The organism is Shimia sp. R9_3, assembly GCF_017743755.1.
In the GTDB taxonomy this organism is placed as follows: Bacteria; Pseudomonadota; Alphaproteobacteria; order Rhodobacterales; family Rhodobacteraceae; genus Shimia.
In genome coordinates, this window is the sequence record NZ_JAGHRP010000001.1 from 579,435 (window position 1) to 594,726 (window position 15,292).

Annotated in this window: 10 protein-coding genes; 3 read left to right on the forward strand and 7 right to left on the reverse strand. The window is 57.5% G+C overall.

The window, feature by feature from the left end; genetic code table 11:
• Nucleotides 1–27: 27 nt before the first annotated feature.
• Nucleotides 28–2,682 (forward strand): methyl-accepting chemotaxis protein, encoded by a 2,655-nt coding sequence (locus J7412_RS02650; RefSeq protein WP_209076775.1) that lies wholly within the window; start codon nt 28–30, stop codon nt 2,680–2,682.
• A gap of 72 nt (nt 2,683–2,754) precedes the next feature.
• On the opposite strand, the gene J7412_RS02655 is transcribed toward J7412_RS02650, so the two are convergent.
• Genes J7412_RS02655 through gpmI form a run of 3 tightly spaced genes read right to left on the reverse strand, consistent with a single transcriptional unit; the run spans nt 2,755 to nt 6,752 of the window.
• A complete protein-coding gene (locus J7412_RS02655) occupies nt 2,755–4,089 on the reverse strand; it encodes a S41 family peptidase (protein WP_209076778.1) in 1,335 nt (444 codons plus the stop codon).
• Between the two features lie 3 nt (nt 4,090–4,092).
• Nucleotides 4,093–5,238 (reverse strand): peptidoglycan DD-metalloendopeptidase family protein, encoded by a 1,146-nt coding sequence (locus J7412_RS02660; RefSeq protein WP_209076781.1) that lies wholly within the window; start codon nt 5,236–5,238, stop codon nt 4,093–4,095.
• A complete protein-coding gene (gene gpmI / locus J7412_RS02665) occupies nt 5,235–6,752 on the reverse strand; it encodes a 2,3-bisphosphoglycerate-independent phosphoglycerate mutase (protein WP_209076784.1) in 1,518 nt (505 codons plus the stop codon). Before gpmI ends, J7412_RS02660 begins: the two co-directional genes overlap by 4 nt.
• A gap of 193 nt (nt 6,753–6,945) precedes the next feature.
• Between gpmI and J7412_RS22000 the strand changes: the two genes are divergently transcribed.
• Nucleotides 6,946–7,878, forward strand: coding sequence for a CatB-related O-acetyltransferase (locus tag J7412_RS22000; RefSeq protein ID WP_348540454.1), 933 nt, complete (start codon nt 6,946–6,948; stop codon nt 7,876–7,878).
• On the opposite strand, the gene J7412_RS02675 is transcribed toward J7412_RS22000, so the two are convergent.
• The 4 genes from J7412_RS02675 to J7412_RS02690 are packed head-to-tail and all read right to left on the reverse strand — an operon-like array spanning nt 7,875 to nt 14,584.
• Entirely contained in the window at nt 7,875–9,917 is a 2,043-nt protein-coding gene (locus J7412_RS02675) for a glutamine amidotransferase (RefSeq protein ID WP_209076788.1), read from the reverse strand. The genes J7412_RS22000 and J7412_RS02675 overlap by 4 nt on opposite strands.
• Nucleotides 9,918–9,930: 13 nt before the next feature.
• Nucleotides 9,931–12,699: a DUF4159 domain-containing protein gene (locus tag J7412_RS02680; RefSeq protein WP_209076791.1), complete on the reverse strand. Its 2,769-nt coding sequence runs from the start codon at nt 12,697–12,699 to the stop codon at nt 9,931–9,933.
• Nucleotides 12,696–13,580: a DUF58 domain-containing protein gene (locus J7412_RS02685; RefSeq protein ID WP_209076794.1), complete on the reverse strand. Its 885-nt coding sequence runs from the start codon at nt 13,578–13,580 to the stop codon at nt 12,696–12,698. The genes J7412_RS02680 and J7412_RS02685 overlap by 4 nt, the downstream gene beginning before the upstream one ends.
• Nucleotides 13,577–14,584, reverse strand: a complete 1,008-nt coding sequence (locus tag J7412_RS02690; RefSeq protein ID WP_209076797.1) for a MoxR family ATPase — start codon at nt 14,582–14,584, stop codon at nt 13,577–13,579. Before J7412_RS02690 ends, J7412_RS02685 begins: the two co-directional genes overlap by 4 nt.
• 56 nt (nt 14,585–14,640) lie before the next feature.
• Between J7412_RS02690 and J7412_RS02695 the strand changes: the two genes are divergently transcribed.
• The gene (locus J7412_RS02695) at nt 14,641–15,243 is read left to right on the forward strand and encodes a DUF1285 domain-containing protein (RefSeq protein ID WP_209076801.1); all 603 of its coding nucleotides are present in this window, start codon (nt 14,641–14,643) and stop codon (nt 15,241–15,243) included.
• Nucleotides 15,244–15,292: the final 49 nt, after the last annotated feature.

Below are 15,292 nucleotides of genomic sequence, written 5' to 3' on the forward strand. Positions count from 1 at the left end.
GCCAAAAGATTATCTAGAGGTACGACCATGCTCCGCTCACGAGCGTCTCAGATTCTACGCCGACTGAATGTCCTGTCGAGCATACGCGGTAAAATCACCTTCCTATTGCTTACGCTCATGGCTGTCGCTTTTGGTGCTGGCTATGTGAATTATCAATCCTTTGATCGTGTTGATCAAAGTGTGCGCCAGATGACGGAGAGTGATCTTCCAAAGCTGGCGCAAAGCAACGCTCTGATTATGTCGGCCAACAACACGAAAGATGCGATGATCGCTGTGTTGGTGGCCAATAATGCTGAAGAGCTGGAAGCCGCTTCGCAAAAGGTGCGCGCTTCGAGCGCGGAGCTTACGTCTGCCGTAGATAGCCTGCCGGAAGAAGTGAAAGCCGAATTTGAGGCCGATCTGAAACAAGTGCGTAATACGTTACGTACTTCGATATCAGCCCGCACAACAGCCTTTGAAAGCACAGCCCAATCCAATGCAATGATTGCGGACCTGCAGGCTGCAGGAGCCGCCTTAACCGGTGCATTGCTGGAAATTGCTGACGACGCCTATTTTGACATTGTGGTGCAGGGCGAGGATACGATGACCTCAATTGATGCCACATTGCTTGATTTGGTCGACACACGCTTTGCAACGCTACAGGCACTATTGGACACGCGCGCTGAGATCAATTTTTTGACGGGTGTGTCTTTGGCGATGTCTACGTCCAAAGATCGCTCGATGCGCTCGATACTGTCGGACCTTGGAATCTCGTCGCATAACCGTTTGAAAGAAGCGCTTACCACTCTGGAGGGTTTTGAAGCTGGTGCGCCGGTTGCTGACTCTTTGCAGGAAGTCTCTGCCGGATTGCTCAAAGCGATTTCAGCAGGCCTGATTGGCCGAGGTGTACCACGCGATGAGGTATTGGCTATTCGCCAGCGTGCGGACGCCATTCTTGTGAGCGCCGTGGACGATATGCTATTTGAGCTGACAATCGCGGCTGACGATGCAGCGACCGGGAACCGAGAAGCCATTCAAGGGCTTCTTGATAACGAAGTGGCATTTATGAATGCGCTGCTGGAGATCAATTCCGCGCTTGGCGTTTTCCAGAGTGACGCTCTGAAAGTTGTGACCGCCCATACAGTTGATGCTGCGATGCGCGAAGAAAAGGCTATGTCTGCGGCCGCTCAGAAATTGGTGTCTTATCGGGATTTTGGAGATGGGCGTATCGCTGAGATGATCGACCAAATCACCGCAATTGCAGAGCCTGGGCTGGGGCTTGCCTCGTTCCGTATCGCCTCCATTGAAGCAGATGGTTCAGCGACCGAAGCGGCCAACGAAACGGTGGATGCTGTGCTCAAGATTGCGGGTCAGGCCTCCATGCGTGGTTTGGAAAGCCAAGGCACCATAACCACTCAGGCCAAAGCGCTCGCTGCCGATGCATCGCAGGTCAAAGAACACCTCATGCTCATGGGCTGGGCAGCGCTTGGGTTGGTCGGTGTTGCACTTCTGCTCAGCTACGTGTTGATCAGCCGTCCGTTGAATGCGATCAGCAAAACCACCGAGCGCCTGTCTCAAGGGGATATGAGCCCTGTCGAGGGGTTTGAGCGGGCGAGTGATGAGATTGCACGAATTGCCAATGCGCTAAAGGTTTTCCGTGACGGTCTTGTCGAGAAAGAAGAAAATACGCGGGTTGCCGAAGCGGAGCGTGAAAAGAATCGTGCCGAGCAGATGGCGGCGGTGGATGCGATTGGCACCGGCTTGGCGAAACTGGCCGATGGTGATCTGAGCTATCGTATCGAAGCAGAGTTGACTGCGGGCTATGCCAAGTTGAAAGACGATTTCAACACCACTGCTGAAACGCTGAATGAAACCGTTCAGGAAGTGGTCAGCGTGGCAGAGTCTATCCGCAACGGCTCCGCTGAGATCAGTCAGGCCTCCAACGATTTGGCATATCGCACCGAAAGTCAGGCGGCGACGCTTGAGGAAACAGCATCTTCTATCGAAGCGTTGACCAACAGCGTGCAATCCGCTGCGAGTGGCTCACAGGATGCGGCCATCACGACTGAGAACGCCCGCGATGAAACTGCGGAAAGCCGTAAGGTGGTCGAAGATGCCGTCTTGGCGATGCAGGATATCGAAACCAGCTCCGCACAGATTGCGCAGATCATTGGCGTGATCGACGACATCGCATTCCAAACCAATCTTCTGGCATTGAATGCAGGGGTTGAGGCTGCACGCGCCGGAGATGCCGGACGTGGCTTTGCCGTTGTTGCATCTGAAGTGCGCAGCCTGTCGCATCGTACAACGGATTCAGCGAGCGAAATCAAAGACCTGATTTCCAAGAGCACGCAACAGGTCGAGCACGGAGTGGATTTGGTCGCCAAAACAGGCGAAGCCCTGCGCAGTATTTCTGACCGCGTGAGCCATATCTCAGGGCTCGTTGGTCATATTGCGGAATCCTCGGCGTCTCAGGCGAACGGATTGTCAGAGGCCAACAAATCAGTGTCTCAGCTGGATCAAGTGACGCAGCAAAATGCTGTGATGGTCGAAGAAACAAGCGCTGCGGGCCAACTTTTGAGCCAGAATGCAGAAAGGCTCTCCGGCCTCATGTCGCACTTTGCTGTGTCCAATTTTTCGGAACTGTCCGCAGACGAAGAGGATTGGGAAGAAAATCAAGAACCTCAGTGGGCAGCTGAGTAAAGCCTGCTGTGCTCTTAAAACATAAAGGGCGCTGATATGATCAGCGCCCTTTCGCGTTTTCTATGGACCCGATTACTCGGTTGGACCGAGGGCTGAGAGGCCTTTGAGGATATCGAGCGCATAGGCGAGCTGATAGTCCTCTTCGCGCAGCTTGGCCGCGGCTTCGGCTTTCTCGCGATCTTCTTCGATCTGGCGACGTTCGTCCTCAGTCAGGCTGTCGTTGTTGAGGCTGCCACGCAGATCCGCTTCGCTGCGGATATTGCGGTTGGTTTCCTCTTCATCCTCTGCCTCCGGCGCACGTCGCGGCTGTTCCACAACGATGTCCGGGCTGACGCCGAGGGCTTGGATGGAGCGGCCAGACGGCGTGTAATAGCGCGCGGTCGTGAGACGCATCGCGCCATCACCTCGCAGCGGCATCACAGTCTGCACAGAACCTTTGCCAAAGCTCTTGGTGCCAACAACAATTGCGCGGCGATGGTCCTGAAGGGCGCCAGCCACAATTTCTGATGCAGATGCAGAGCCACCGTTGATCAGCACGACAATCGGTTTACCTTCAGCCAGATCGCCGGGTGTCGCGTTGTAGCGCTCTCCATCTTGCGGATTACGGCCGCGGGTCGAGACGATCTCACCCTTTTCAAGGAAGCTGTCAGACACGCTGATCGCCTGGGTCAGCAAGCCGCCTGGGTTGTTACGCAGATCCAGCACGATGCCGTTGATGTTTTCCATGCCACCAAGTTCTTCAACTTGTTTGGCAAAGCCACTTTCAAGGTTCGGAGTGGTTTGGTCATTAAACGTGGTCACACGCAGAACAACGCTATCACCCTCGGTGCGGGAACGTACGGCGGTGAGCTTGATGGTGTCACGGATGATGGTGACGTCAAACGGTTCGGGTTCGCCCTCTCGCACCACTGTGATCACGATCTCGCTGCCCACCGGGCCGCGCATACGTTCGACCGCCTCATCAAGGTTTAGGCCTAGAACGCTTTCCCCGTCCACATGGGTGATAAAGTCACCTGCTTCGATGCCGGCGGAGGCCGCAGGCGTATCGTCAATCGGAGAGACGACTTTTACAAAGCCCTCCTCCTGCGTGACCTCGATGCCCAGCCCACCAAATTCACCGCGTGTTTGCACGCGCATGTCGCTGGCATCATCCGGAGAGAGGTAGCTGGAGTGGGGGTCGAGCGACGTCAGCATGCCGTTGATTGCGGCTTCGATCAGGTCACCCTCGTCCACTTCTTCAACATATTGAATGCGAATGCGTTCAAAGATGTCGCCAAACAGGTCCAGCTGTTCATAGACGTTGGTCTTGCGCTCGCTTTCTTGCGCAAGGAGCGGCCCGGCCACCTGAGTGGTGACCAAAAGCCCCGCCACGATGCCTCCTGCTGCGGCGGCGACGAATTTCTTCATTGCTTATCCATCCTCATTCGTTTGGAACCAGGTTTCCGGGTCCACGGGCGATTTGCCCTCTCTGACCTCTATATAGAGCGTTTCTGGTCGGGCATTGCCAGAGCCATCACCAGACTGTGAGAGAATTGCACCGGTTTCCAGCCCGTTTCCCCCCATCAGCCCCACTGGAGCGCCCTCCGATAGGACTTGCCCAACATCTCCAAAGACCTGCTCAAGGCCTGCGAATATAAAGAGTACGCCGGGCTGCGGCTCAAGGATCATCACGTTTCCGAAATCCAAAAGCGGCCCGCGATAGCGGATCGTCGCTGGTGTTGGTGTGACGACCAGAGCGCTTGGGCGGGTTGCCAGCACAAGCCCGGGGCGGCGGATGCCAGCTGCGTCTGCTTCCCCTGCGCGGCGCAGCACGGTTGACGCCACGGGGAGTGCGAGCTGGCCTTTACGGTCGTTCACATCCGGCAGTGTGATGTCTTCCAGGCCTTCTATCTGAAGGTCAACGAGCGCGCTGGCAAAGCCTTCTAGGGTTTCTGTAGAGGCTATCAGCAAAGCGGTTTGCACCGGATCCTCAACGAAACGCAGTGGCGGGTCCTTGCGATCCGCAATCGCCTTGCTGAGAGCCGTGCGGGCGTCTTGGGCACCGGTCAATCCGTTCTGAAGCGTTTCAGCTGCTCCCTCCTGCAAGCTGCGCAGAATGGTGACTTCTTCCAGATCGCGACGCACTTGCGCCGCTTTGGCCTCAAGAGCAGGTGTCACTTCTGCGATGATCATGCCTGATCGGGCGGTGCCCATCGGGCCACCTGGATGGACAAGCACCACTGGCGCCGGGCCTGAATTCATGGATTGCAAGACACCCAGCAAGCTGGCGATCTCTGTCTCTTGCGCTTTGAGCTGTTTGGAGAGCTGTGCTTCGCGGATGGACGCGCGCCGCAGCCCTGCGCGCAAGGCTGTTAGGCCGGTCTCATAGGCGTGAACGACCTTGGTCAGAGATTTTACGCGATCGCGGCTGGATTTGGCTTGTGCGAGCGCGACCGAGGCTTCTTCCAGCTGCGTCGCTGCTTCTCGTGCAGCTTCAGAGGGATTGGTTTCTGCCAGCGCTGTTGTTGTGGTGAGCCACAAGCCAAGTGCAGCCGCAAAGATGCTGGGGTGTCTCAAGAGATCAGGCTCTCCCCGGTCATCTCGACAGGTTGTTCCAGTGTCATCAGTTGCAACAGGGTTGGAGCAAGGTCAGCCAGGCGCCCATCGCGCATCACGGCGCCTTCCGGCCCGTTCACGAGCACCACAGGCACCAAGTTGGTAGTGTGGGCTGTGTGCGGACCGCCGGTTTCAGGATCGACCATAGCTTCGCAGTTCCCGTGATCGGCTGTGACGATCATTGTACCGCCGGCTGCTTCCAGCGCGGCGCGCACCTTGCCAAGCCCTTGGTCGACGGCTTCACAGGCCGCGATAGCAGCTTCAAGGCTTCCAGTATGGCCGACCATATCTGGGTTCGCGAAATTGGTAACGATCAGATCGTAGCCATGCTCGATCGCAGCAACGAACTTCTCCGTGACCTCCTCCGCACTCATTTCAGGCTGCAGGTCGTAGGTGGCGACTTTGGGCGATTTCGGCATGAAACGGTCTTCGCCCTTAGAAGGTGTTTCTTCTCCGCCATTTAGGAAGAATGTCACATGGGGGTACTTTTCAGTTTCAGCCAGACGGAATTGGGTTTTACCGTGTTTGGCCACCCATTCGCCAAGCGTGTTGACGATTTCCTGCTTTGGATATGCGGTGGTCATGTAGGCGTTATGGGATTCGGAATAGTCGACCATACCCAGCACCGCCGACCAAGTGGGGCGAGCGGTCACGTCGAAATCGGAGAAGTCCGGTTGCGCCAGCGCGGCAAGAATTTCGCGGGCGCGGTCGGCGCGGAAGTTCAGGCAGAAGAAGCCATCACCGTCTTTTGCTCCTGCGTAGTCACCAATCACCGTAGCTGCGATGAATTCATCGCTTTCATCACGCGCATATGCGTCGTCGATGGCGGCTTTGGCGTCAGCTGCACTGTGCACAGCGATGCCCGAAGTCCACGCTTTATAGGCTTGCGAGACGCGCTCCCAGCGGTTGTCTCGGTCCATCGCGTAGTAGCGGCCTGTAACGGTGCCAATCTGTGCGCCTTCGGGCATTTCGGACAACAATGTGTTGAAATATCCCAGAGCAGATTTGGGTGCCACGTCGCGTCCGTCTGTTATGGCATGCAGTATCACGGGCACACCCGCAGTGGTGATGGCTTTCATTGCTGCCAATACATGCGTGATGTGTCCGTGAACCCCTCCGTCGGAGACAACGCCCATAAGGTGTGCCGTGCCGCCGGTTTCTTTTAGCTTGGCGATAAACGATTGCAGCGCACCATTCTGAAAGAAAGAGCCATCCTCGATGGCAAGGTCGATCTGGCCGAGATCCATCGCCACAACTCGGCCGGCGCCAATGTTGGTATGACCCACCTCGGAATTGCCCATCTGCCCGCCCGGCAACCCTACGTCTGGTCCATGTGTGATCAGCTTGGCATGCGGACCATCGGCCAGCATAGCGTCAAAATTTGGGGTATTGGCCAAATAGGGCGCGTTGGCTTCAGTTTGCTCAGACAGGCCCCAGCCGTCCAAAATGCACAAAACAACGGGCTTGGGTGCCATGCTCTTCTTGCTCCACAGGGTTTGTTGGCCTCAATCACCGCGTTTTACCGTGGTGCAGAGGGTGAAGGAACCTGTTTTTGCCTTTCAATTGTTCTTACGCGATTGGTGACGCAATTCGAATTCAATCGCGGTAAATAGATCCTTAACCGCGGTGGTGGATAAAGAAGAGATCCCATGGTGAGAGACCCGAAAAGTGTCGAACGTAAAATCTTCTGAGCTACGCCCGTTTGGGGAGCTGTCGCAGCAAGGTCTGCGCGTGACGCAGGGTATTGATACACGAGGAAAACACCTGCAGGTGCGGTTTGAAGCGCCAAGCCAACTCAACAATGCCCCAATGTTCTACTATCAGAACCTCGAAATAGGGATGTATTCCTATCTGCGCACCGGGATCGTGCGTTATGTGGATCGGATAGGGCGTTATTGTAGTGTTGGGCCTGGCGTGACGATTGGCGAAGGGGAGCATCCGACCAACTGGTTATCGACATCACCGAGCCAATATACCTTTGAGCAGTTCAAATTTTATCCCCCGGAAAAAGAAGCGACCAAACGGCGGCGTGTGGCGCGTACCGAAACGAATAACAATGCTGCCAAAGGATGTGTGAGCATTGGCCATGATGTTTGGATTGGCGCTGGGGCCACCATTCGGCGGGGCGTGAAAATCGGGCATGGCGCGATCGTGTCGGGCAATGCTTTTGTCACCAAAGACGTACCGCCATACGCGATCGTCGCGGGGCTGCCGGCGGCGCACCTGCGGTTCAGGTTTGATCGTGACGTGATTGAGCGGCTGCTACATCTACGTTGGTGGCGATTTGACATCAACGATCTGGCGGGTGTGGAATTTGACAATATTGAAAGCGCTATGGATGAAATCGATACGCGGGAGGCGGCTGGAGCTATCACCGAAACGCCGCAGTCTTTCAAAAGCGTGCAGGTCTACACCAAGGGGCAGCATTCCTTGGGCGTTGAGGTGAGCGCGCCCCGCGCCTTTCCTGAGCCTGAAGAAGATCCGCTGAGCCTTCCTTTGTTGCTGCGCTATTACACGGAGCAAGAAGCGCGTAAGCGCGAGGCCGGTCTGCTGTCTGTTTTGCGTCGTAAACTTCGTAAGGCTGGCCGCAAACGCGCCTAGCTACGCCCCTCTCGCAGCCAACCGGTCAGTATGAAGCCTGAGGCCAGAAGCAGGACCAGCCATGCTGGCAGGAGCGGTGCTCGGGCCACATCCAGTGTTTCATATGCCTCGCGCGGCGTCAGGCCAATCCAGTTGCGCCCGGCAGCTGGTCGGCCTTCGCGCACGTTGCGCACGCTCGGCACGCCATCTTCCAAACGCAGCACTCCGCCTCGGGTGGCTTCCAAAAGTGGGGCCAAAATTTCCGCGCTGGCGATTGTCTGCTCAAACTCGCGCGGGGCGGCAGGTCCGAGGCCGACAACAGTTTCCTTGTCATCTTGGCTCAGTCGGTAGAGGCCAATTTCCGCACCCTCAAAGCGCGTTTCAAATTGACCTGGGCTAACTTCGCTCATCGAAAGAGTTTCGATGTCACCAGAAGGGGTGGTGATTGTGACCTCACCGACTTCTTCAGATAGGCTTCGGCGGATGATGCGCAGGTTTTGCCCCGTGGGTTCTGCCCAAAGCGTCTCTTCTTCAAGCTCTGGCTCGCCCATCATCCAATGGGCCAAACGGCGCAAAAGCTCTAGCTGCGGCCCGCCGCCTTCAAATCCGCGCGCCCAGAGCCACGCATGATCTGAAGCTAGGAGCGCGACGCGCCCCTCACCCACACGGTTCAGAACCAGAAGGGGGCGGTTGTCGGATCCGGTCATCAAGACATCGCCTTCGTCCGGCGTGACCTCCACCTGCCGAAGCCATCGGCCCCAGTCGCCTTCCATTGGCAAGCCGGTTGTTACGGGGTGACGTTGCCCCAATTCGCTGATTTCGGCTCTAAAAGCTTCTTCAACCACGCGGGCCGTTGGGCTGGCGGGCAACACCTCGGACAAAGGGGATCGGTAGATGCTGTCGGCGCTGGCATAGTCTGGGCCTGCGGCGACAAGGACAGCGCCGCCGTTGCGCACATATTGCGCGACGTTTTCAAGATAAAGCGAAGGCAGAATGCCCCGACGTTGGTAGCGATCAAAGATGATGAGATCGAAGTCTTCGACCTTCTCGAGGAACAGCTCGCGTGTGGGGAAAGCGATCAGGGAAAGCTCGCTGACTGGCACACCGTCCTGTTTTTCCGGAGGCCGCAGAATTGTAAAATGCACAAGGTCTACGGAGGCATCTGATTTCAGAAGATTCCGCCAGGTGCGCCCTCCTGGGTGCGGCTCGCCGGAAACCAGCAACACCCGCAGCCGATCCCGAACGCCGTTGATTTGCACGAGCGCAGCATTGTTGCGGTCTGTCAGCTCCCCATCCGTGACAGGGACGGTGAACTGGATAACATTGCGCCCACCATGAGGCAGCGTGACAGGCAGCTCGATGTCACGATCAATGGGCACCATGAAGCGTTCAGATTCCCCACCATCCACCGAGATGTCCAAAGGAACGCGGTCAACATTTTGAGGCGCTGCCCCGCTATCTTCGATACGAAGCGTGAGGGTGACGGGCTCCCCCAGTATCGCGAAGGCTGGCGCGTTGCGCACGATCAGTCTTCGATCCCAGTCCTCTGACTGCCCAGATAACAAAAGATGGAAAGGTGCTGGCAGTTCCGGCGCCAGGGGCATGTCATGTATTTGGCCGTCACTTAGAGCAACGATCCCGGCAATCCGCCCCTGCGGTTCTTGCGCAAGGGCTTCAGAGAGCGCGGCCATCATTTCGGTGCCACCGTCTCCGTTGGTATCTCGAATGGGAATGCGGCGCACTTCGGTGTTTGAGCGTGCCTCAAGGCGGGATTGCAGCGCCTGCGCCGCGGCGTCGGTTTGTGCTGCGCGAACTGAGAGGCGTTGGCTGGCGGATTGATCAACCAACATCAGAACGATGTCGCTCAATGGAGCGCGGTTTTCTGTTTGCCAGACGGGGCCAGCCAAAGCACCGAGCACGACAATACCAGCTAGGCCGCGCCAGCCCCACCCATTCAGTCCCCGCCAAAGCGCAAACGAAACGGCAACGCCACAAAGCAAAGACAACGCGGCCAGAAGCCAAATTGGGATGATGGGGTCAAACACCATTGTTCCGGTCATACGGCGCCTCGCGTCATTGTCCCAACCGATCCAGCAACGCAGGCACATGGACCTGATCGCTCTTATAATTGCCGGTGAGCACGTGCATTATCAGATTGATTCCGAAGCGATATGATAGCTCTCGTTGGCGTTCTCCGGCTCGGCCTCTTCCAACGGGGAAGAGTGTGTTGCCACGGGTATCAACCGCCCAAGCAGCAGCCCAATCGTTGCCGCCGATAACGACCGGCGTCACCCCGTCGTTCAGGTTACGAAAGGGCATGCCTTCAATTTTCTCCGCATCCGGCGGTGCCGCTTCTACCCAAACATCGCGGTTCATGTAGCGGCCCGGGAAATCCTGCAACAGATAGAATGTCCGGGTCAAAACATGGTCTTCGGGCAGTGGGTCTAGCGGAGGGATGTCGAGGCCCGCGGCCAGGCGTTGCAACATGCGGCCTTCCGGGCTGGAAGTGCCAAAACGCGCGACATCTGCATCACGCGTATCAAACAGGATCATACCACCAGACCGCAGATATGCATTGAGTTTTGCATAGGCTTCACGCGAGGGGATGGGTTGATCTGACGTGATGGGCCAATAGAGAAACGGATAAAACGCCAGCTCATCGGTTTCCAGATCAACCGTGGTTGGTTCCGCCGGTTCGATGGAGGTGCGGAAATACAGCACATTCCCAAGCCCACGCAGCCCTGCCAGAGCAATATCATCCACATCTACATTGCCCGTACGGACATGGCCCAGAACAACCTCATAGCTGTCAATGGCCTGGGCGGGTGGTGGGAGCTCGTCTTGCGCGTAGACCTCTGGCGAGACGCATAGCAGGCCAACGAGGCTCGCTGCAGCACGTGCGCCCCAAAGCCGTCCAGAAACCAACAGCGAAGCCAGGACGTCGATTGCGAGAATGATAAGTGCCGCTGAAAGGAAGAACCCTGCAAGGTCGCGAGTCACCGCACCGCGTAGCCCTTCTACAGGGACGGACGCAGGCCAAATCGCAGGCGCCAAGCTTGCGTCGGTGGGCAATACCGGCAGTGCAAGAATTTTATCTCCATCTCGATAGAGGCCTGGGCGCAGGTCAGGCCCAATTTGTCTCTCAGACAACGCTTCTCCACTGACGCCGGGGAGCGTCTGGGCGTCTTCCAATCGGCCAAAGCCGTCCAGGACCTTCAGGGGTTGCCATGTCGTGCCTGCAAGCCGGGTCTCCGCATCCGTGCCCACAGCACTGAGCACTGCGAGGCGATCTAACATCTGAACAAACAAACCGGAAAGCGGCAGCCCTGACCATTCGGCATTGGCAGTGACATGCATCAAGACAACTTGTCCCTCTCCGACAGCTTTGCGCGTGACCAGAGGTGTGCCGTCGCTCAAGCTTGCAATGACACGGTCTGCAAGCGTCGGATCGGGTTGCGCCATGACTTGGGCGGTCACGGTGACTTCATCTGGCACTTCAAGTCCAAAGAACGGGCTGTCCTGATCGAAAGGCGCGAGCGATTTTGGCTCGCCCCAGCTCATAGAGCCTCCGACGCTGCGGCCTCCTGCGCGCAAGCGGACAGGCAACAGTGGATCCTCTTCTGTTCGGCTGATTTCACTGGCCGCAAGGCGCGGGCCGGCAAAGCGCAGCAAAAGGCCGCCGTCGTTGACCCAGTTCAGCACTGCTTCACTTTCCCCGTCAGACAGAACTGCCACATCTGCCATGACAATAACGTCAGGGTTAGCTGGGAGGATATCTGACAGCGCACCTTCAATGACATCCGCTGTCGGAACCAAAGCTTGGCGCAGGTAGTGTAAGGGTGAAAGCAGTTGCAGGCCTTCGCGATCTTCGCGTCCTGCAATCAGCGCAATTTCACGGCGGCGCAAGCTGTCGTCGCTCAAGGCAACGGCCCCTGCAGAGCGGACGCCGGACAATTCAAACCGCGTCACGCGCGCGCGCAGTTCTGACGGCAATACGATGGCGTTCTCAGCTTCGGTGGAGCCGAGCTCAAAAGTGAGTGGCAGAGCGGCCAGAACGCGTTCGGTGCCACTTGGATCTGTCCCAATAACTTGGGCGGTCACTTCGCGCGCAGGGCCGGCTTGACTGCGGATAGCATTGAGGACCAAGCGCCCGTCATCATAGGCTGCAGGCAGGAGACCGGTTACCGCAAGGCCAGTCTGAATGATGCGAACAGACCCACGCTGTTGCAGTGTTTCCAACAACTCCTTGCGGCCTTCGCGTTCAATTCCATCCGAGAGCCAGACCGTGTCGAAACTCTGATCGCCGAGCGTTGTGGTCAGGTCGGCAGAAAACTCCTCCATGCGGTATTTATCAGGAGCCCATGCCATTGGCATGACGCCTGCGAGGCGACTTTGCAGGGCATCTGCCTGTAGGAAACGGACCTGCTCCGGCATTGTGAGCCGCTGAACGCTTGCGACGCGGCCATTGCGCGCAGCTTCATCCAAAAGGGCCGCCACCATTTCACGGCGCGCGTCCCAATCCGGGGATGAGGCCCAGCTTGCATCCATCAAAATCAGAAGCGGGCCTTTGCCTGCCTCTTTGGGCTGAGGGTTTAGAGCGGGGCCAGCGAGGCCAATGATAAGAGCGGCTACGGCAAGGGTACGCAAAAGAAGGAGCCACCATGGCGTTCGGTCTGTGACGGTGTCTTCATCAGCGAGGCCCAAAAGCAGGACAACGCCTGGAAAGCGGCGCTTGATTGGGGCTGGTGGAATAGCGCGCAAGATCAGCCAAAGGACTGGTAGGGCGATCAATGATGCCAAAAGCCAAGGCGTTGCAAATCCGATGGAGAGTCCGCCGATCATGCGCGTTTCTCCAGGGCACGATGTGCCCAAAGCAGGGCAGACTGTGCGGAGTGCTGCGTTGTGTGATAGCCATAGAGCCAGCCGGTGACACGGCAGAGATCCTTCAGCGCTGCCTGACGTTCGGCGAGGCGTTCCAAATAACGACCTTTCAGATCATCCGCTTTCTTGGTGTCATGTGTGAGACCGCCGCCCATGCTCTCAAAAATCGCACGGCCGCGATATGGAAAACTCTCTTCCGCCGGATCGAGAATTTGCAAGCACACGCCGCGCACGCCACGATCCGAAGCCTTGGCCAGCGCCGCTGCCATAGCGTCAAAGTCTCCCATGAAGTCGGAAACAAATACGGCCCGAGCGTGGGGAAGCATGGCGCGGGCTTCTGGCGTGCCATAGTCGGGCAGTTCTCCTTCAAGATCGTCACGCAGAAACATTTCGGCCAATCGCAGGATCTGTGCTTCGCCGCGGCGGGGCGGCAGATCGGTGCCGGTAAGGCCGACCCGTTCCCCGCTACGGATCAGCAAGATCGCCAAGGCAAGCGCCAAAAGACGTGCGCGATCTGCTTTGTTCGGGAGGGCAGGATCGCTGGCGAATTGCATCGATGGGGCGGTGTCGATCCACATCATGATAGATTGTGCCACCTGCCATTCGCGCTGGCGTACAAATTGCGCGTCTGATTTTGCGGAACGCCGCCAGTCGATCATGCGTAGGCTGTCGCCGGGCTGCACGGGACGGTACTGCCAGAAATCATCCCCCATGCCAGAGCGGCGTCGGCCGTGTTCCCCCAACAGCACGGTGCCTGCCAAATGATCCGCCTGTGCAAGGAGGGGAGGCAGGCGGGCCGCTTCCGCTTCGGCGCGGCTGCGCAGATGGGGGGCTGCATTCACGCGGCTGCTCCCACGCTGTCAAATCGGGTGACTGTTTGCGCGATAAGATCGGCAAGGGACTCGCCGCGGGCACGTGCCGTGAAGGTCAATGCCATGCGGTGGCTGAGCACAGGCGCGGCCATGTCGATCACGTCTTGGGCATTTGGTGCAAGGCGACCCTGTAATAAAGCTTGCGCACGAACCGTCATCATCAGTGCCTGCGCGGCGCGCGGACCCGGCCCCCAAGCAACGCTTTCACGCACAGCCTCGGCGGCTGTCTCATCATCGGGACGGCAGGCACGAACGAGATCGAGGATCAGCTCCATCACGCTTTCTCCGACGGGCATGCGCCGCAACAGAGTCTGAGCATCAATCAGCTCCTGAGCCGTAAAGACTTCATGCGCTTCGTCCTCTTCCACACCCGTGGTGGCCAGAAGGATGTCGCGCTCTGTGTCGCGATCAGGATACGGCACATCGATTTGTACCAGAAAGCGGTCGAGCTGCGCTTCGGGAAGCGGGTAGGTGCCTTCCTGCTCAATGGGGTTTTGGGTGGCGAGCACGTGAAACGGCGCATCGAGGGGGCGGTCTTCGCCAGCAACTGTGACCTGCTTCTCCTGCATCGCCTGCAAAAGAGCAGATTGTGTGCGTGGGCTTGCGCGGTTGATTTCATCGGCCATCAGCAGCTGGCAGAAAATTGGCCCGGGTACGAATCGGAAGGTGCGCGCCCCGCCTTTTGCTTTTTCCAGAACTTCCGAGCCCAAGATGTCTGCTGGCATCAAATCCGGCGTGAATTGCACACGGTTGCCATTGAGCCCCATCACCGTGGAGAGCGTATCTACCAGCCGTGTTTTTCCCAAGCCCGGCAGGCCGATCAAAAGCGCGTGCCCCCCGCAAAGCAGGGCGGAAAGCGTGAGGTCGACCACACGTTCTTGTCCGATAAAGCGTCGCGTGATCGCCTCTCTTGCCGCAGCCAGCTTGGTGCCCAGAGTTTCGATTTCTGCGACAAGATCGCTCTCATCTGCCATGCTGACTCTCCCGTATCTGTGTACTGCTTACGTTGACAGTAGCGCGCTCAGATGAAATGGCAAAACCAATGAGGGGACAATTTCCTGTGAAAGTAACTGCAGACACCATCGCCAGCTCAGCCAATGCCGCCGCCAAAGGACGTGGCCCAGCGCCTGTGCATCTGTGGAACCCACCTCATTGTGGGGATCTTGATATGCGTATCGCGCGCGACGGCACTTGGTACTATCAGGGCAGCCCAATCAATCGACCAGCCATGGTCCGGCTTTTTTCAAACATCTTGCGCAAAGATGGTGACAGCTATTTGCTGGTCACGCCTGTCGAAAAAGTCGGCATCACTGTAGAAGACGTGCCTTTTGTGGCCGAAGATTTTGAAGCCAGTGGTAGCGGTGCCGATCAGACACTCACATTTGAAACCCACGTCGGCGACAAAGTGTTTGCTGGTCCGGACAACCCGATCCGGGTTGAGATCGACCCGGAGAGCGCGGAACCAAGCCCATACGTAACCGTGCGGGCTAACTTGGAGGCTCGGATAACACGTAAGGCGTTTTATCGTCTTATTGAGTTAGCAGAGCATCAGGAAGTGGATGGAGAAAGCCAGTTTGGGGTCATGTCGTCTGGCGTGTTTTTTCCCTTCTTGCCTTCAAGCGCATTGAGCTAAGGCAATATCCTGCCGATACCGCTAAAAAGCGCTTAAATTCAGACTGTTT